Annotated in this window: 16 protein-coding genes; 8 read left to right on the top strand and 8 right to left on the bottom strand. The window is 70.6% G+C overall.

Translation table 11 applies throughout. The features are described 5' to 3' along the window. Window positions 1-2 precede the first annotated feature (2 nt). The 4 genes from HV701_RS05465 to HV701_RS05450 are packed head-to-tail and all read left to right on the top strand — an operon-like array spanning window position 3 to window position 4,013. Window positions 3-1,118, top strand: a complete 1,116-nt coding sequence (locus tag HV701_RS05465) for an ABC transporter substrate-binding protein (protein WP_175132058.1) — start codon at window positions 3-5, stop codon at window positions 1,116-1,118. After that, window positions 1,118-2,155, top strand: a complete 1,038-nt coding sequence (locus HV701_RS05460; protein ID WP_236756584.1) for a FecCD family ABC transporter permease — start codon at window positions 1,118-1,120, stop codon at window positions 2,153-2,155. The genes HV701_RS05465 and HV701_RS05460 overlap by 1 nt, the downstream gene beginning before the upstream one ends. Further along, entirely contained in the window at window positions 2,152-3,210 is a 1,059-nt protein-coding gene (locus HV701_RS05455) for a FecCD family ABC transporter permease (RefSeq protein ID WP_175132057.1), read from the top strand. Before HV701_RS05460 ends, HV701_RS05455 begins: the two co-directional genes overlap by 4 nt. Next, a complete protein-coding gene (locus HV701_RS05450; RefSeq protein ID WP_175132056.1) occupies window positions 3,189-4,013 on the top strand; it encodes an ABC transporter ATP-binding protein in 825 nt (274 codons plus the stop codon). Before HV701_RS05455 ends, HV701_RS05450 begins: the two co-directional genes overlap by 22 nt. A gap of 60 nt (window positions 4,014-4,073) precedes the next feature. On the opposite strand, the gene HV701_RS05445 is transcribed toward HV701_RS05450, so the two are convergent. The 3 genes from HV701_RS05445 to HV701_RS05435 form a co-directional block, all read right to left on the bottom strand. Next, on the bottom strand, window positions 4,074-4,826 hold the full coding sequence (locus HV701_RS05445) for an amino acid ABC transporter ATP-binding protein (protein ID WP_175132186.1): 753 nt from the start codon (window positions 4,824-4,826) through the stop codon (window positions 4,074-4,076). 25 nt (window positions 4,827-4,851) lie between these two features. Then, window positions 4,852-5,505 (bottom strand): amino acid ABC transporter permease, encoded by a 654-nt coding sequence (locus tag HV701_RS05440; protein WP_175132055.1) that lies wholly within the window; start codon window positions 5,503-5,505, stop codon window positions 4,852-4,854. A 117-nt stretch (window positions 5,506-5,622) separates the two neighbouring features. Then, window positions 5,623-6,414 carry an amino acid ABC transporter substrate-binding protein gene (locus HV701_RS05435; RefSeq protein ID WP_175132054.1) on the bottom strand — a complete coding sequence of 264 codons (792 nt, stop codon included), beginning with the start codon at window positions 6,412-6,414 and terminating at the stop codon, window positions 5,623-5,625. A 342-nt stretch (window positions 6,415-6,756) separates the two neighbouring features. Here HV701_RS05435 and HV701_RS05430 point away from each other — a divergent pair, with 342 nt between their 5' ends. After that, window positions 6,757-7,581, top strand: coding sequence for a TlpA family protein disulfide reductase (locus tag HV701_RS05430; protein ID WP_175132053.1), 825 nt, complete (start codon window positions 6,757-6,759; stop codon window positions 7,579-7,581). Between the two features lie 51 nt (window positions 7,582-7,632). Here HV701_RS05430 and HV701_RS05425 read toward each other — a convergent pair whose 3' ends face one another. From HV701_RS05425 to HV701_RS05410, 4 genes are read right to left on the bottom strand one after another with little or no spacing between them, the layout of a single operon-like run. Beyond that, window positions 7,633-7,974 carry a PhlB family protein gene (locus tag HV701_RS05425; protein WP_175132052.1) on the bottom strand — a complete coding sequence of 114 codons (342 nt, stop codon included), beginning with the start codon at window positions 7,972-7,974 and terminating at the stop codon, window positions 7,633-7,635. Next, entirely contained in the window at window positions 7,971-9,113 is a 1,143-nt protein-coding gene (locus HV701_RS05420) for a thiolase family protein (RefSeq protein ID WP_175132051.1), read from the bottom strand. Before HV701_RS05420 ends, HV701_RS05425 begins: the two co-directional genes overlap by 4 nt. Beyond that, a complete protein-coding gene (locus HV701_RS05415; protein WP_175132050.1) occupies window positions 9,110-10,423 on the bottom strand; it encodes an MFS transporter in 1,314 nt (437 codons plus the stop codon). Before HV701_RS05415 ends, HV701_RS05420 begins: the two co-directional genes overlap by 4 nt. Before the next feature lie 31 nt (window positions 10,424-10,454). Beyond that, a complete protein-coding gene (locus HV701_RS05410) occupies window positions 10,455-12,038 on the bottom strand; it encodes an ATP-dependent acyl-CoA ligase (protein ID WP_175132049.1) in 1,584 nt (527 codons plus the stop codon). Between the two features lie 139 nt (window positions 12,039-12,177). Between HV701_RS05410 and HV701_RS05405 the strand changes: the two genes are divergently transcribed. Beyond that, the gene (locus HV701_RS05405; protein ID WP_175132048.1) at window positions 12,178-13,110 is read left to right on the top strand and encodes a LysR family transcriptional regulator; all 933 of its coding nucleotides are present in this window, start codon (window positions 12,178-12,180) and stop codon (window positions 13,108-13,110) included. A gap of 97 nt (window positions 13,111-13,207) precedes the next feature. Continuing rightward, entirely contained in the window at window positions 13,208-14,089 is an 882-nt protein-coding gene (locus HV701_RS05400) for an MBL fold metallo-hydrolase (RefSeq protein WP_175132047.1), read from the top strand. Between the two features lie 81 nt (window positions 14,090-14,170). Here HV701_RS05400 and argC read toward each other — a convergent pair whose 3' ends face one another. Then, entirely contained in the window at window positions 14,171-15,115 is a 945-nt protein-coding gene (gene argC / locus HV701_RS05395; protein ID WP_175132046.1) for an N-acetyl-gamma-glutamyl-phosphate reductase, read from the bottom strand. A 134-nt stretch (window positions 15,116-15,249) separates the two neighbouring features. Here argC and HV701_RS05390 point away from each other — a divergent pair, with 134 nt between their 5' ends. Beyond that, a complete protein-coding gene (locus HV701_RS05390) occupies window positions 15,250-16,146 on the top strand; it encodes a LysR family transcriptional regulator (protein ID WP_175132045.1) in 897 nt (298 codons plus the stop codon). The last annotated feature ends 84 nt before the right edge of the window (window positions 16,147-16,230 follow it).

Below are 16,230 nucleotides of genomic sequence, written 5' to 3'. Positions count from 1 at the left end.
CGATGCACTTGATTCCGCTTTTCGCGCGGCCCTGGCGCCGCCGCGCCGCGTTCGGCGCAGCGGCGCTGGCCGTGGCCCTGACCCTGACGGCGTGCGACCGCCCCGCGCCGTCCGCTGCCGCGCCGGCGCCTGCCGCCGCCATCAGCACGAATCCGGCCGGCCCCGCGCCACGCCACGGCGCCCCGGCCAGCGGCTTTCCGGTAACGCTCGACAGCGCGCTCGGCAAGGCCGTGATCGCGGCCCCGCCCAAGCGCGTCGTCACCCTCGGCCTGGGCGCCGATGACCTGACGCTGGCGCTGGGCGTGGTGCCGGTGGGCGTGGGCCGCGCCGACTGGGGCGGCGACGCGGATCATTACTGGCCATGGGTGCGAGCCGCCATCGAGGCCGCCGGCCAGCCCTTGCCCGAACGCATCACGGTGTATCCCGAACTGGACATCGAAAAGATCATCGCGCTGCGTCCGGACGTCGTGCTGGCGCCGTTTTCCGGCGTCACGCCCGAGGCCTACGCGCAACTGTCGCGGCTGGTGCCGGTGGTGGCCTACCCGGATCAGCCCTTCCTGACGCCGGTGGACACGCAGATCGACCTGATCGCCACGGCGCTCGGCAAGCGCGAGGCGGCCGCGCCGCTCAAGGCCCGCATCCATGGCGCGCTGGCCCAGGCCGCGCGCCGCTACCCCGAACTGGCCGGCAAGACCTTCGCCTACGTGCGCGCCGACCTGGGGTCGGGCAACTTCGCCGCCTATGTGGCCGGCGATCCGCGCGTCGATACGCTCGCGGCCATGGGCCTGACCCTGGCGCCGTCGGTACGCGGCCTGCGGCCCAGCGCCGGGCACTTCGCCCACTACCTGGGCTTCGAGCACGCCGACGCGCTTGGCGATGCCGACATCCTGGTGTCGTGGTTCTACTCGCCCGAGGAGCGCGACCGTACCGCCGCCCTGCCCCTGTATGCCTCGATTGCCGCGGTACGGCGCGGCGCCTACGTGGCGTTGAGCGATCCGGCGCTGGTCATGGCGTCGTCCTCCGGCACGCCGCTGGCGGTGGCCTGGATGCTGGACCGACTCGCGCCGCAACTGGCGCGGGCGGCGCGCCACGCCCAGGCCGGCGGAGCCGCGCCCTGATGCCGTCGCGCCAGCCTCTCGCGCCAGGCGCCGAAGACCTGCGGCCCCACACGCCGCGCCTGCGCGCGCCGCTGCTGCTGGGCGCCTGTCTGCTGTTGGCCGCCGCCGCGCTGGCGAGCCTGTGGTTCGGCTCGCGCGGCCTGTCGGCGGCCACGGTCTGGCGCGTGCTGCTGCAGCCCGACGGCAGCCACGCCGCGCTGGTGGTCGCCTCACGCATCCCGCGCACCGTGCTCGCCGTGCTGACCGGCGCGGCCCTGGCGGTCGCCGGCGCACTGATCCAGGCGCTGACCCGCAACCCGCTGGCCGAGCCGGGACTGCTGGGTGTCAATGCCGGCGCGGCCGCCTCCATCGTCACCGCGGCGCTGGTCCTGGGCGGCCTGCCGGCGCATCCGTTCTGGGCCGCGCTGCCCGGCGCGTTGGCGGCCGCGGCGGCCGTGTACCTGATCGGGGCTGGCGGCCGCGGACTGCAACCGGTGCGGCTGATCCTGGCCGGCGCCGCCGTCAACGCGGTGCTGTTCGCCTATGTGCAGGCGGTGGCGCTGCTGCGCGACGACATCTTCGATGCCTATCGTTTCTGGGCGGTGGGCTCGCTGGCGGGCCAGTCTCTGGATGCCGCGGTACGTGCCGCACCCTATATCGGCGCCGCTCTGCTGGTGGCAGCGGCCCTGGCGCGGCCGCTCAATCTGTTGGCCCTGGGCCAGACACTGGCGCAGGCCCTGGGCCTGCGCGCCGGCCTGTATCGCGCGCTGGGCCTGCTGTGCGTGGCGGTTCTGGCCGCGGCCGCCACCGCCGCCGCGGGTCCGATCGCGTTCGTGGGCCTGGCCGTGCCCCACATTGCCCGCCGCTACGCCGGCCCCGATCTGCGCTGGCTGCTGGCCTATTGTGTGGTGCTCGGCCCGCTGCTGATGTTGATCGCCGACATCCTGGCGCGGCTGCTGCGGGCGCCGGCGGAACTCCTCACGGGCGTGGTGGTGGCCTTCATCGGCGCGCCCTTCCTGCTGGCTGCGTTACGCCGCCGGTCGCGGAGCCTGGCATGAATCGCGGCGCGCCTCTTTGCGCTCCAGGGCCCGCAGGCCTGCTGCGCGCCGGCAACTGGCTGGCCTGGCCCGTGGCGCCGCGCGCGCTGGCCTATGCAGCGCTGCTGCTGGCGCTGGCCTGCGCCCTGGTCGTCGCGGCCTTGCGGGTCGGCCACCCCGGCCTGTCCTGGGGCGCGCTGTGGCAGACCCTGCAGGGAACCGGCGGCGCGGTGGCGCAATGGCTGATATTTACGGTGCGCCTGCCGCGCGTGCTCGCAGCCTTGGGCGCCGGGGCCGCGCTGGGCCTGTCGGGCGCGCTGTTCCAGAGCCTTACCCGCAATCCCCTGGGCAGTCCCGACGTCATCGGCCTGACGGCTGGCGCGTCGGCGGGTGCGGTGGCGGTGGCCATGGTCTGGCCCGGACTGATGCCGGTGGCCTGGGGAGCGGCGGCGGGCGCACTGCTGGCCACGGCCGGCGTCTGGTTCGGCTCCGGCGCCGGCTTTGCCGCGCCCCAGCGCATGGTGATCGCGGGCATCGCGGTGGGCGCGATTGCCTTTGCCTTCGTGCAGTATGGCCTGTCCAACCTGCGGCGCGAACAGGCCTACCTGGCCGCCGCCTGGCTCAACGGCAGCCTGGCCGGCAAGACCTGGACCGACGTGGCCCTGATCGGCGCGGCCTGCGCGATCTTGCTGCCGCTCGGGCTGGCGCTGTGCGCGCGGTTGCGTCTGCTGGAAATGGGCGACGACCTGGCCCAGGCGCTTGGCGCCGCGCCCGCGCGCAGCCGGCTGGCCGCGACGTTGGTGGCGGTACTGGCGGCCGCGGCCGCCGTCACGGTGGCCGGCCCAATCGCCTTCATCGCCCTGTCGGCGCCGCAGATCGCCCGGCGCTGCGTGCGTGCCAGCGGTCCGCAGCCGCTACTGGCGGCCATGACCGGCGCCGTGCTGCTGGCGGCGGCCGACCTGCTGGCCCGCGCGGCCGGCCCCAACGGCCTGCCCGTGGGCGTCCTGAGCGCCGGCATCGGCGGCCTTTATCTCGCTTTCCTGTTGGTACTCGAATGGCGCAAGACTGCAACCTGAAGAACGCTACGGCCGACCGCGAGCCGGCCCTGCAACTGCGGCAGGTCTGCCTGTCCTATGGCGGCACGGCCGTGCTGCAGGATCTGTCGCTGGCGGTCGCCCCGGGCGCGTTCACGGCGGTGGTCGGTCCCAATGGCTGCGGCAAGTCCACGTTGCTGCGGGTGCTGGGCGGCGCGCTGGCGCCCACCCAGGGCCTGGCGCTGCTGCACGGCGCCAACCTGGCGAGCCTGCGGCGCAAAGCGGTGGCGCGGCATCTGGCCTATCTGCCGCAGAACCCGTTGGCGCCGGAAATGATCACGGTGCGCGACCTGGTAGCGCGCGGCCGCTATCCGCACCAGACCCTGCTGCGGCAATGGTCGCCGGCCGACGCCCAAGCGGTCGACGCGGCGCTGGCCGACACCGATCTGGCGGCGCTGGCGGACCATCCGGTTCACACACTGTCCGGCGGCCAGCGCCAGCGCGCCTGGCTGGCGCTGGTGCTGGCGCAGGACGCCGGCATCATGCTGCTGGACGAGCCCACCACCTTCCTGGACATCCGCCACCAGATCGACCTGCTGGAACTGTGCGCGCGCCTGCACCGCGCCGGGCGCACGCTGGTGGTGGTGCTGCACGACCTGAATCTGGCGTTCCGCTATGCCGGCCACGTCGTCATGATGCGCGCCGGCGCCATCGCGGCGCAGGGCGAAGTACACCAGGTGGTGACGGAGGCCGCGATGCGGCAGGTGTTCGACCTGGACTGCCGGGTGCTGCCCGATCCTGAGACCGGCAGCCCGATGATCGTGCCCCGGCGCGGCCAGGGCTGAGCCGGGGCTCGGCGGCCACGGGCGCGCGCCAACGGCGGGAACCGGCGCCGTTGCCGCTTGCTACAGCATGTGCGCCAGGAATTCGCGGCTGCGCGGATGCCGCGGCGCGCGGAAGAACTCGGCCGACGGCGCCTCTTCGACGATGCGGCCCTCGTCCATGAAGATGACGCGGTGCGCCACTTCACGGGCAAAGCCCATTTCGTGGGTCACCACCAGCATGGTCATGTGCTCGTCGGCCAGCTGGCGCATGGTGCGCAGCACCTCGCCCGTCAGCTCGGGATCGAGCGCCGAGGTCGGTTCGTCGAACAGCATGATGTCCGGCTCCATCGCCAGCGCGCGGGCGATGGCCACGCGCTGCTTCTGGCCACCCGACAGGCGGGTCGGATAGTTGTCGCGCTTGTTCAGCAGGCCGACCTTGCGCAGCAGTTCCTCGGCCTTGGGCACGATGGCCGCGCGCGGCATGCCCTTGACGATCATGGGCGCTTCGATGATGTTCTGCAGCACCGTCATGTGCGGGAACAGGTTGAACGACTGGAACACCATGCCCATCTTGCGGCAGATGCGACGCACCTCGGCATCGCTGGCGTAGCGGCTCTGGCCGCCCGGCACCGCCGTGGCCAGGGCTTCGCCCTCGATCTCGATGGTGCCGTCGTCGATGGTTTCCAGATGGTTCAGGCAGCGCAGGAAGGTGCTCTTGCCCGAGCCCGACGGCCCGATCACCGCCACCACCTCGCCCTTGCCCAGTTCCAGCGAGACCTGGTCCAGCACCCGGTTGGCGCCGAACGACTTGACGATGCCGCGCGCCGAGATCATGGTGCCGCGACCGCCGTTGGACGGATTACTGGTCGTATTTGGCATAGCGCTTTTCCATACGCTGGAAGAACCACGTCAATACCAGCGTCATGATGAGATAGAAGGCGGCCGCGACCAGGAACGGCGTGGTCGTGAAATCGCGCTGCACGATGCCGCGCGCGGTGCGCAGGATGTCGTTGAGCGCCAGCACGTAGATCAGGGAGGTGTCCTTGACCAGGGTGATGGTCTCGTTGCTCATGGGCGGCAGCACCCGCTGCACCATCTGCGGCAGCACGATGCGGCGCAGCGTCTGCAGGTAGGTCATGCCCAGCACCTTGCTGCCCTCGTACTGGCCGCGATCCACCGCCTGGATGCCGGCGCGGAAGATCTCGGCGAAATACGCCGCGTAGTTCAGCGCGAACGCCACCACCGCCGCCGGGAAATCGGGCAGGCGCACGCCCACCACCGGCACGAACGGCAGCGCGAAGTAGATAAACAGCATCTGCAGCATCAGCGGCGTGCCGCGCATCAGCCAGATATAGCCGTTGACCAGCTGGCTGACGAAACCCCATTTGGAGATCCGCAGCAGCGCCAGCACCAGGCCCAGCGGCACGGCCAGCGCCAGCGTGATGAAGAACAGCGTCAAGGTCACTTTCGCGCCTTGCGCCATGGGCCCCAGAAGGGAGAGTACGTAGTCCATGCGGAGGGATGAGCGCCTAGCCGGCGGGGTGGTTCAGGGGCGGAAATGCCGGCGCGGCCGGCCCGCCGGACTGAAAAATGCCCGGACCGCGCGGCGGTCCGGGCATTTCCCGGGATGTTACTTGATGATGTTGGCGCCGAACCACTGGGTGGCGATGCGGCCGGCGGTGCCGTCCTGCTTCATGGCATCCAGCGTCTTGTCGAGCTTGGCCAGCAGCTCGGTGTCGTCCTTGCGCACGCCCACGCCGTAGTCTTCGGTGCCGAAGTTCTCGTCCAGCACACGGTATTCGCCGGCGCGCTTGCTGATCAGGTAGCGGCCCACCACTTCGTCGACCACGATGGCGTCCAGGCGGCCGGCGGCCAGGTCCATCAGCGCGGTGACGTTGTCGCCGAACTTCTTGACTTCCTTGATGCTGCCGGCGACCGGGTCCTTGGCGATGGCGTCGGTGGCACTGCTGCCGTCCTGGGCGCCGACCACCTTGCCGGCCAGGTCGGCCTTGGTCTTCACCGGCGAAGCATTGCCGACGATGATGATCTGGTGATTGGCCATGTAGGGCGCGGTGAAGCTGATGTTCTTCTTGCGCTCTTCCGTGATGGTCAGGCCGTTCCACAGCACGTCGACGCGCTTGCCGTTCAGTTCGGCTTCCTTGGCGCTCCAGTCGATCGGCTTGAATTCGACCTCCAGGCCCAGGCGCTTGCTGGCTTCCTTGGCCATGTCGATGTCGAAGCCGACGATCTGGTTGCTGGCATCGCGGAACCCCATGGGCGGGAAGTTGTCGTCCAGGCCGACCACGACCTTGCGGGCAGCGGCGGGCGCCTGCGCGTTGGGGGCCGGCGCATTGTCGGACGGGCCGCAGGCGGTCAGCATCGTGGTGGCGGACACGAGAAGAACAGCAGTCAGTTTTTTCATGTTTTATCGAGGGCGCGGGGCGCCGGAATGAAGATGGCCGGAGGGCTCGACGAAAGCCGCGAGCCGGCCATTTTAACGCCCCTGGAAATATGTGTTTCAGCGTGCCCTGCATCGGACCGGCCGGGTGCGCAGGCGCGGCAGGCGGCAACCGGCCATCGGCGTCAGGCTCAGCCGGTCAGCGCGCAGGCAGCGGTTTCAATTCGGGCCTCTGGCGACACCGAAGGCCGTCCAGGCACCGCGCGGCGCCATGCTAGGCTTGGCCCTTCCCCCCGACGGGTCCCATGCCATGGAATTTCACAACACCGGCCGCCCTGGCGCGGCCACGCGCCGGGAGCGCGCCGTATGACCCCCGCCCTGCGTCTCGGCCCCCTGGTGTTTCCGATCGAACTCGCGCTGCTGGCGGCCGCCATCGCCATCGGCCTGATCGCCGGCCGGCTGCTGGCCGGCGCCCGCGCCGAAGCCGCCAGCCGCGAGCTGTGGCGCTGCCTGCTGCTGGGCCTGCTGGCAGCGCGCCTGGCATTCGTGTGGCAATACCGCGATCACTTCGCGCAGGATCCCATTAAGATCCTGGACCTGCGCGATGGCGGCTGGACCGGCGCCGCCGGTTTGGCCGCGGCGCTCGCCTACGGCCTCTACGCGCTGTTGCGTGACCGCGCGCCGCGCCGCGCCCTGGCGGCCGCGCTGGCGCTGGCAACGGCCGTCTGGCTGGGAGGCGGCCGGCTGCTGGCGGGGCCTCCTCCATCGCAACCCCACTTGGCCGGCTTGTCGCTGCAGCGGCTCGATGGCGCGCCCGCCACGCTCGGCGCCTTCCATGGCAAGCCCATGGTCGTGAACCTGTGGGCCAGTTGGTGCCCGCCGTGCCGCCGCGAGATGCCGGCCTTCGAGCAGGCGCAAGCGGCCCATCCCGACATCCATTTCGTCTTTCTCAACCAGGGCGAGGCGGCGGCCACCGTTCGCCAATACCTGGGCGCGCACGCGCCGTCGCTGGCCAACGCCTTGCTCGACCCGGCCGGCGAGGCCTCGCGCCAGGTGAGCAATCGCGGCCTGCCGGCGACGTTGTTCCTGGATGCGCAGGGCCGATTGCTGGACATACGCGTCGGCGAGTTGTCGAGCGCCACGCTGGCGCAACGGTTGCAATCGATCCGGACGGCCGGCGCCAGGCAGTAACTGGCGCCGCCGACATGCTCAGGACAGTCCCCGCGCAGTCACGCCGAATCGTCAGTGCTTGCCCGGGACGCCTTCCCCGTCGGACGGCGCTTGCGCCCAGGGCAGCGTCACCCCTTGCCAAGTGTGTGCGAGCAGGCGCAGGCGTTGCCCCGCTCCCTGCCGCGGCGCCTCAGGCAAGCGCACCACCAGCAGCGGCCCGCGCGGCAACGCATTGACGGTGGCAAAGACGCTACCGCTCTCGCCCGCCTTGCCGGGCACTTGCGTCCACGCCAGCAGCTCGGCCTCCTCCAGCGCCACCGCGTGTGCGCCATCGTGCCCGCAAGCCTGGCACCACAGCCGCGCCGGGTAGACCCGGTGCCCGCATTGCGCGCACTCCATCACGTTGAAACTCATGCGTCCTCCCTGGCCAGCACCGCCGCGTTGGCGCACATGCCATAGCGCAACTGCACCATGCCGTAGCCGGTCGCCACCCCGAAACGCGCGCCCGCCACCTGGCGCGCGCCGGCGCGGCCCAGCAATTGGCGCGCCACTTCCGCCAGTCCGTGCATGCCGCCGGCCGTTCCGGCCTGCCCGGCCGACAACTGCCCGCCTGCCGTGTTCACCGGCAGCGCGCGCGTGGCGATGCGGCGCGCAATGAAGCCCGGCAGATCATCCGCTGGCGCCAGGCCCAGGTCGCACAACTGCGCCAGGGCCATGGCCGGGTAATCGTCGTAGACCCCGGCCACGTCCATGTCGCGCGGCCCCAGTCCGGCCTCGGCCCACAGCGCGGGCGCGAACCCGGCGATGCCGGTCACCAGGCCGTCGCCTTCCTGCTGGTCGGCGTTGTAGCGCGCGCCGCTGGCCCGCAGCGTGACGTGCACGCCTTGCGGCCGCGCCCGCAGCACCAGCGCGCAGGCGCCGCTGACCACCGGCACGCAATCGAGCCGGCCCAGCGGCGCGGCCACCAGCGGCGCCTCCAGGTACTGCGCCAGCGTCAGCGGCTGGCGGTAGGCGGCGTTGGGGTTGGCGCCGGCCCAGGCGCGCTGCGCCACGCACAGCGCGCCGTAGTCCTCGCGCCGCAGGCCGGTCCGCGCCATCTGCCGCTGCGTCAGCATGGCGAACAGCGGGTTCGGTCCAGCGCAGCCCAGCGGGCTCAGGTAATCCTGCGCGCTGCGGTTGTAGCGTCCCACCAGGTCGGCGAAATCGGCGCCGCTGAAATGGTCGCCGGCCACCAGCACGATGGTGCGCGCCTGCCCGGCCTGGAGCGCCAGCCAGGCATGACGCAGCAGGTTGATGGCGCTGGCGCCGCCCATCTCGTCCTGCATGCACCAGTCCAGTGTCAGGCCCAGCCGCCACGCCATGTCGATGGCGCGGTCGGGACGCAATGTGAACGAGGCCAGCCCCAGACCGTCCACCTCCGCCGGCCGCAGCCCGGCATCGTCCAGCGCCAGGCGCACCGCTTGCGCGATCAGGGTGGCGGTGTTGCAGCCGGGCTCGGGATGGCGCAGCGCGGGGGTCTCGCCCACCCCGACGATACCGGGGCCGGCGTTCATGCCGATTCCTGCCGCGGCGGCTCGCGCGTCAACAGCAAGGTGATGACCGTGATCGCCGCCATCCCCACCAGGAACCAGGCCACCGGCGTGGCCGATTCATACTTGCGCAGCAGCGCCATGGCGATCAGCGGCGACAGGCCGCCGGCGAACACCGAGGCCAGTTCGTGCCCCAGGGCCAGGCCGGTGTAGCGCACTTCGGGCGGGAACAGCTCGGCGAAATAGGCCGGCTGCGTGCCGATCATGGCGGCGTGGCACACGGTATTGCCCAGGAAGAACGCCAGGAAGATCCACATCGGCTCCTTGGTCTGCACCAGCCAGAAGAACGGGAAGGCCGCCAGCATCAACCCGGCCGAGCCGATCAGGTAGACCGTGCGCCGGCCGATGCGGTCCGACAGGTGGCCGAACCCCACCAGCGTGCCCAGCTCGATGAACATGGACGCCAGCACCCCGCCCAGCATCACATCGTTGGAAATCCCCAGGAACTTGCCATAGGCCAGCGCGAACGCCAGGAAGATGTATGAGCCGCCGTTCTCCGCCACGCGCAACCCCATGGCCGTGAACACCTGGCGCGGGTAGCGGCGGAACACTTCCACCGCCGGCATGCCGCGCTTGGCGGTCTTCTTGGCCTGCACGAACGCATCGCTTTCCGGGATGTGCTTGCGGATGTACAGGCCAATGCCGAAGATCAGCACGCTCAACAGGAATGGCAGGCGCCAACCCCAGCTCATGAAAGCGTCCTGCGGCAATTGCTGCGCCAGCATGAAGACGCCCGACGACAGCACGAAGCCGCCGGCCACGCCCAACTGGCTGAACGACGAGAAATAGCCGCGGCGCTTGCCGCCCACCGCCTCGCTGATGAGCAGTACGCCGCCGCCCCACTCCCCGCCGGCCGCCGCGCCCTGCAGCACCCGCAGCGCCACCATCGACACCGGCGCCCAGATGCCGACCTGCTCATAGGTCGGCAACAGCCCGATCAGGAAGGTGGCCGCGCCCATGATGCCCAGCGTCCACTCCAGCGCCAGCTTGCGGCCGTAGCGGTCGCCGATGTGGCCGAAGATCACGCCGCCCAGCGGCCGCGCCAGGAAGCCCACGGCAAAGCCGGCGAAGGCCCCCATGGTGCCCAGCAACGGGTCGGTGCCGTGGGGAAAGAACAGCTCGCCGAACACCAGCGCCGCCGCCGTGCCATAGATGAAAAAGTCGTACCACTCCATCGCGTTGCCGGCGACGGACGCCATCACCACCCGCCGCGTGCGCTTGCGGCGGGCCTGCTCCTCGGCGCTCTGCGTCGCGCCCTGGTATGCCATCGTCATGCTCTTGCCCCTTGTTTTATATGGACGGGATTCAACGCGCCACGCGGTAGCCGGCGGCGTCGCGATCCCAGGTGTCGCCCGTCACGCCCTCATCGCGCAACCGGAACTTGCGGACCTTGCCGTTCTCGGTGCGCGGCAGGTCGTCCAGCACGCGCAGATAGCGCGGCACGGCGAAATACGGCATGCGCGGCTGGCAGAAGTCCAGCAGGGCCTCGGGCGTGAGCGCGCAACCCGGCTTGTAGACCAACGCCGCCATGACTTCGTCCTCGGCCAGCTCCGAGCGCACCGCGTAGACCGCCGCGACCGCCACCGACGGATGCGCCAGCAGCACCTGCTCGACCTCGTACGACGAGATGTTCTCGCCGCGCCGGCGGATCGCGTCCTTCGTGCGGTCCAGGAAGCGGAAGTAGCCGTCGGCATCGCGCACCACGCGGTCGCCGGTGTGGAACCACAGGTTGCGCCAGGCCTCGACTGTTTTGTCGGCCATGCCGAAGTAGCCGGTGGCAATGGCAAACGGCGGCCGCGCGCGCAGCAGCAGCTCGCCGGCCTGGCCGTCGGGCAGCGGCGCGTCGTGCTCGTCGGCGACGATGGCCTCGAACTCGGGCGCCACGCGGCCCATGGTGCCAGGGCGCTGCTCGGCCAGCGTGCCGCCCAGCGCAAAGTTGGTTTCGGTGGAACCGTAGCCTTCCAGCAGCGCGATGCCGCTGCGCTCGGTGAAGACGGCGTGGAAGCGCTCCGGCACGCCCGGCGCCAGCGCGATACGCGCGCGATGGCCACGCTCAGCGGCCGACGGCTCGCGCGCCAGCAGCATCGGCACCATGGCGCCGAGCAGATAGGTCACGGTGGCGCCGCTGGCCGCCAGCCGTTCGAAATAGCGGCTGACCGAGAAGCGCGCATCGCAGACGATCGACGCGCCGGTCACCAGCGCCTGGAAGCAGGCGTTCAGCGCATTCGTGTGGAACAGTGGCAGGCTGGTGTAGAGCACGTCGTCGGCGCCGATCCCGAGGTTGCGCGCAGCGATGACGCCCCACCAGTGGAACTGCGCATGCGGGCAGCACACCCCCTTGGACAGGCCCGAGGTGCCGGAGGTATAGAGGATCGCCAGGGTATCGCCCGGGCCAAGATCGGCCTCCGGCGCGAGCGTGTCCGGCAAGGCCGGCAGCGCGGCGGCGGGCGCCGGCAGGCCGGCCGTGGCGGCGCCCGTATCATTCGCGCCATCGTCCAGCAGCCAGATCTGGCGCAGGGCCAGCCCGGCGGCGTCGAGGCCGGCCAGCGCGGGACAGGAGGCATGATCCGCCACCAGCAGCACGCAACCGCTGTTGGCCACGATGTGCTGCAACTGCATGCCGCGAGACGCGGTGTTGATCGGCACCACCACCGCGCCGAGCCAGCCGCAGCCCAGCACCAGCGACATGAACTCGATGCGATTGCCCGCCATCAGGCCGACGCGATCGCCCCGGGCCACCCCGGCCCGCGCCAGCAGCGCCGCCCAGCGGGCCGCGTGTTCGGGCGCCTCGGCGTAACGCAGCGCGCCGCCCGGCGCCTGAAGCCACGGCCGCGTTCCCTGGCGTGCCGCCTGGTCGCGCAACAGCGACGGCAAAGTCAATGCATGCATGACGTGCTCTTCCCCTTGTTGTCGGCGGCCGCAAGGTCACTGCCGCGGCTCGTGAAAATTAGTCTAGGAATCAACTATTTATGTGTCAAATTTATGGGTATTATTCATTGCATAAACCAGACTGATAACAAGGGCGGGCATGGACTTCGACTTGAATCTCATGCGGGTTTTCCTGACCGTGCTGCATGAACGCAGCGTCACGCGCGCGGCCCAGCGGCTGCAGTTGACGCAACCCGCGGTCAGCTATGCCCTGGCCCGGCTGCGCGAGAAATTCGACGATCCGTTGTTCGTGCGCACCCCCTCGGGCATGCGTCCTACGCCGGTGGCCTTCGCGCTGGCCGGCCCGATCGAGCGCGGCATGAACAGCTTTGCCGAGGCGGTCAGCCTGCGGCAGCATTTCGATCCGGCCAGCAGCACGCGGCGGTTCCGGCTGTCGATGTCGGATATCGGCGAGATGGTGTTCCTGCCCAGCCTGATGGAGCGCGTCCATGCGCTGGCGCCGCGCCTGCAGGTGGAGGTGGTGGAAGTGCCGCTGGAGCAACTGCCGCAGGCGCTCAAGGACGGCGACATCGACCTGGCCATCGGCAACCTGGCCGGCCTGGGCCGCCATACGCGTCACGCCGACCTGTTCAGCGAGCGCTATGCCTGCATGGGCCGGCGCGGCCACCCGGTGTTGTCGGCGGGGTTGACGCGCGGCCAGTTCAAGCGCCTGGACCACATTTTGGTGGACTCGCGCGCCAGCGCCCACCGGCTGCTGGACGACGTGCTCGGCGAAGCCGGGCTGCACCGCCAGCCCTACCTGACGCTGCCGCATTTCTCGGCCGCCGCCGAGATCGTGCGCCGCACCGACCTGACCGTCACCCTGCCGCACCGCGCGGCGGTCTGGTTCAACCGCGACAGCGCCTTCGAGATCCGGCCGCTGCCGCTGACGCTGCCGCCCCTGAGCGTCACGGTGCACTGGCATGCGCGCTTCGAAAGCGATCCCGGCACGCGCTGGCTGCGCACGCTGGTGGTGGAGACCTTGGCGGATCCGGCCGATACGGGAAAACCGTCAGTGGCGGCCTCTATTTGAGCGATATACGCAACAGACTGGCGGCGCAATCGCGGTTTATCTGGTCGAATGGCGCAACTAGACTGCGGTCATTCCCTTTCTCTTCCAGGAAACCGCCATGCTCACCGTGTCCTCCCCGCGTCGCCTGCTGCCCGCCCTGGCGCTGGCCCTATCCATCCCCGGCCTGGCCGCCGCCACCGAACTGACAATCACGCCTTACAACCCGGGCAACGACGCCATCTTCCAGGTGTCGTCCGTTTTGGTCAGCGGCGCGCGCGAAGCCATCCTGATCGACGCCCAGTTCGGCAAATCGCAGGCCGAGCAGTTGGTGGCGCTGGTACGCGCCAGCGGCAAGACGCTGACCACCATCTACATCAGCCACGGCGACCCGGATTTCTATTTCGGGCTCGACACCGTCCTGGCGGCGTTCCCGCAGGCCAAGGTCGTGGCCACCGCCCCCACCGTGCGCCACATCCAGGAGACGGTCGACGCCAAGCTGGCGTTCTGGGGGCCCAAGCTCGGCGCCGACGCGCCGCGCAAGGCCGTCATCCCGCAGGTGCTGCAAGGCGACACTCTGACGCTCGAAGGCCAGGCCCTGAAAATCACTGGCCTGGACGGCCCGCAGCCCGACCGCAGCTTCGTCTGGATTCCGTCACGCAAAGCGGTGGTGGGCGGCGTGGTGGTGTTCGGCAACCTGCACGTGTGGACCGCCGACACGCAGACGCCGCAATCGCGCGCCGACTGGCTCGCCACGCTGGCCCGTATCGACAGCCTCAAGCCCACGACCGTGGTGCCGGGCCATTACGCCCCCGGCGCGCCGCTGACCCTGGAATCGGTGCATTACACCCAGGGCTACCTGCGCGCCTTCGAGGCCGAGGCGGCCCAGGCCAAGGACAGCGCCGCACTGATCCGGGCCATGCGCGCGCGCTACCCGCAGGCGGGCGCGGCCGCCTCGCTCGAAATCAGCGCCAAGGTGGCCAAGGGCGAAATGAAGTGGTGAACGGGTGAAGCGGCCAAAGCCGTGACGGCGCCCGGCCGCGGTGCCCCCGCGAGGCGCGCTGGCCGGCGCGCCTCGTCTGGTTCAGGCCGTCGCCAGCGCCAGTGCGTGCAGCATCAGGTCCAAATTCTGCACCGCCGCGCCCGAGGCGCCCTTGCCCAGGTTGTCGAACACGGCGCTCAGCAGCACCTGGCCGTGCGACGCATTGCCATGCACCGCCAGGCGCAGGTCATTGGTGCCATTGAGCGCCTGCGGATCCAGGTGGGTCTGCGCGGCGGCGTCCTGCGGCGCCATCACCTGCACATGGCGGCTGCCCTCGTAGTGGCGCGCCAGGCATTGGTGCAATTGCGCGATCGTGACGCCGGCCGGCAACAGGCGCAGCTGCAACGGCACCGTCAGCACGATGCCCTGGCGGAACGCCCCGTACGATGGCACGAACACCGGCCGTTGCGACAAGCCGGCATGGCGCTCGATTTCGGGCGTGTGCTTGTGCGCCAACCCCAATCCGTAGACCTGGAAGGCCAACCCGCCCGCGGCGCCAGGCGCCTCGTAGGCGTCGACGCTGGCGCGCCCGCCGCCCGAATAGCCGGACACGGCATGGATGGCCAGCGGATAGTCGGCTGGCACCAGGCCGGCCCGCACCAACGGCCGCAGCAAAGCGATGGCGCCGGTGGGATAGCAGCCCGGGTTGCTGACGCGCTTGGCCTCGGCGATGCGCCGCGCCTGCTCCGCTTCCATCTCCGGGAATCCATAGACCCAGCCGGGGGTCGTGCGATGCGCCGAACTGGCGTCGATCACCCGCACTTCGGGATTGACGATGGACGCCACCACCTGGCGCGCCGGTTCGTCGGGCAGGCACAGGATGGCGATGTCGCTGGCGTTGATGGCCTCGGCGCGGCGCCGCTCGTCCTTGCGCTCGGCCTCCGGCAAGGTCAGCAGGCGCAAGTCGGCCCGGCCGCGCAGGCGTTCGTGGATCTGCAGACCGGTGGTGCCCTGGTCGCCGTCGATGAATACGAGAGGATGCGTCATGTGCGTGGCCTTGCGGGTATGCCGGCGCGGTGCCGGCGGAACGGGGTTGATGGACGTCATCATTGCGCAACGCCAGGGATAGGAAAAGTCGAATATCATGACGATGAAATTCAGTATTCCTGAACGAGACCGCCATGCGTGAAATCAACCTCGACCGCCTGCGCACCCTGGTCGCCATCGCCGACCTGGGCTCGTTCGCCGAGGCCGCCCGCGCGCTGCACCTGGCGCCGCCCACCGTCAGCCTGCACGTCGCCGACCTGGAAGCCCGCATCGGCGCGCCGCTGCTGACGCGCACGCGGGGCCAGGTGCGGCCCACTCCCATCGGCGACACCCTGCTGGAACGCGCGCGGCGCCTGCTGGCCGACGCCGACCAGGCGCTCGACGACGTGCAGCGGCAGGTGCAGGGCCTGGGCGGCCGGGTGCGGCTGGGCGCATCCACCGGCGCCATCGCCCATCTGCTACCGCGCGCCCTGGAAACGCTGGGGCGCGAGCATCCCGGCATCGACGTGCAGGTCGCCGTGCTGACGTCCCAGGAAACCCTGCAGCAACTGCGCGACGGCGCCCTCGATGTCGGTTTGGTGGCGCTGCCGCAGCCGCCGGTGCCCGGCCTGGTGCTGAGGCCGTGGCGGCGCGATCCCATCATGGCTTTCCTGCCCGCCGCCTGGGACGCGCCGCCCCGCGTCACGCCCGCGTGGCTGGGCGAACGGCCGCTGATCCTGAACGACGCCAGCACCCGGCTCTCGCGCCAGACCGGCGAATGGTTCGCCGGCGCCGGCCTCAACCCGCGTCCGCGCATCCAGCTCAATTACAACGACGCCATCAAGAGCCTGGTGGCGGCCGGCTACGGCGCGACCCTGTTGCCGCATGAGGCCACCGCGCCGCAACCCGATCCGCGCATCGCGATGCGGCCATTGCGGCCCGCGTTGTGGCGTCCGCTGGGCATCGCGCATCGCGATGGCCAGATCGAACGCGCCACCCAATACGTGCTGGATGCGTTATGGCAGTTGCGCGCGCCCGCCGCGCGCGCCTGACCCTGCCTGCCCGCCACGGCGGCGGACGGCTCGCCGCCTCCGTAGCCCTACGGATTCCAGTGCGGACAGGCCGCAGGGCATAAT

Origin of the sequence: Achromobacter pulmonis (genome assembly GCF_902859765.1) — a bacterium.
In the GTDB taxonomy this organism is placed as follows: Bacteria; Pseudomonadota; Gammaproteobacteria; order Burkholderiales; family Burkholderiaceae_B; genus Achromobacter; species Achromobacter pulmonis.
This window is presented reverse-complemented; position numbering and strand designations above follow the sequence as displayed.

Excerpts from the sequence above, each read along its gene's own strand:
- HV701_RS05410 (WP_175132049.1), bottom strand. The coding sequence starts at position 12,038 with ATGCATGCATTGACTTTGCCGTCGCTGTTGCGCGACCAGGCGGCACGC.
- HV701_RS05465 (WP_175132058.1), top strand. The coding sequence starts at position 3 with ATGCACTTGATTCCGCTTTTCGCGCGGCCCTGGCGCCGCCGCGCCGCG.
- HV701_RS05435 (WP_175132054.1), bottom strand. The coding sequence starts at position 6,414 with ATGAAAAAACTGACTGCTGTTCTTCTCGTGTCCGCCACCACGATGCTG.
- HV701_RS05455 (WP_175132057.1), top strand. The coding sequence starts at position 2,152 with ATGAATCGCGGCGCGCCTCTTTGCGCTCCAGGGCCCGCAGGCCTGCTG.
- HV701_RS05390 (WP_175132045.1), top strand. The coding sequence starts at position 15,250 with ATGCGTGAAATCAACCTCGACCGCCTGCGCACCCTGGTCGCCATCGCC.
- HV701_RS05405 (WP_175132048.1), top strand. The coding sequence starts at position 12,178 with ATGGACTTCGACTTGAATCTCATGCGGGTTTTCCTGACCGTGCTGCAT.
- argC (WP_175132046.1), bottom strand. The coding sequence starts at position 15,115 with ATGACGCATCCTCTCGTATTCATCGACGGCGACCAGGGCACCACCGGT.
- HV701_RS05420 (WP_175132051.1), bottom strand. The coding sequence starts at position 9,113 with ATGAACGCCGGCCCCGGTATCGTCGGGGTGGGCGAGACCCCCGCGCTG.
- HV701_RS05440 (WP_175132055.1), bottom strand. The coding sequence starts at position 5,505 with ATGGACTACGTACTCTCCCTTCTGGGGCCCATGGCGCAAGGCGCGAAA.
- HV701_RS05430 (WP_175132053.1), top strand. The coding sequence starts at position 6,757 with ATGACCCCCGCCCTGCGTCTCGGCCCCCTGGTGTTTCCGATCGAACTC.
- HV701_RS05445 (WP_175132186.1), bottom strand. The coding sequence starts at position 4,826 with ATGATCTCGGCGCGCGGCATCGTCAAGTCGTTCGGCGCCAACCGGGTG.
- HV701_RS05425 (WP_175132052.1), bottom strand. The coding sequence starts at position 7,974 with ATGAGTTTCAACGTGATGGAGTGCGCGCAATGCGGGCACCGGGTCTAC.
- HV701_RS05460 (WP_236756584.1), top strand. The coding sequence starts at position 1,118 with ATGCCGTCGCGCCAGCCTCTCGCGCCAGGCGCCGAAGACCTGCGGCCC.
- HV701_RS05415 (WP_175132050.1), bottom strand. The coding sequence starts at position 10,423 with ATGACGATGGCATACCAGGGCGCGACGCAGAGCGCCGAGGAGCAGGCC.
- HV701_RS05400 (WP_175132047.1), top strand. The coding sequence starts at position 13,208 with ATGCTCACCGTGTCCTCCCCGCGTCGCCTGCTGCCCGCCCTGGCGCTG.
- HV701_RS05450 (WP_175132056.1), top strand. The coding sequence starts at position 3,189 with ATGGCGCAAGACTGCAACCTGAAGAACGCTACGGCCGACCGCGAGCCG.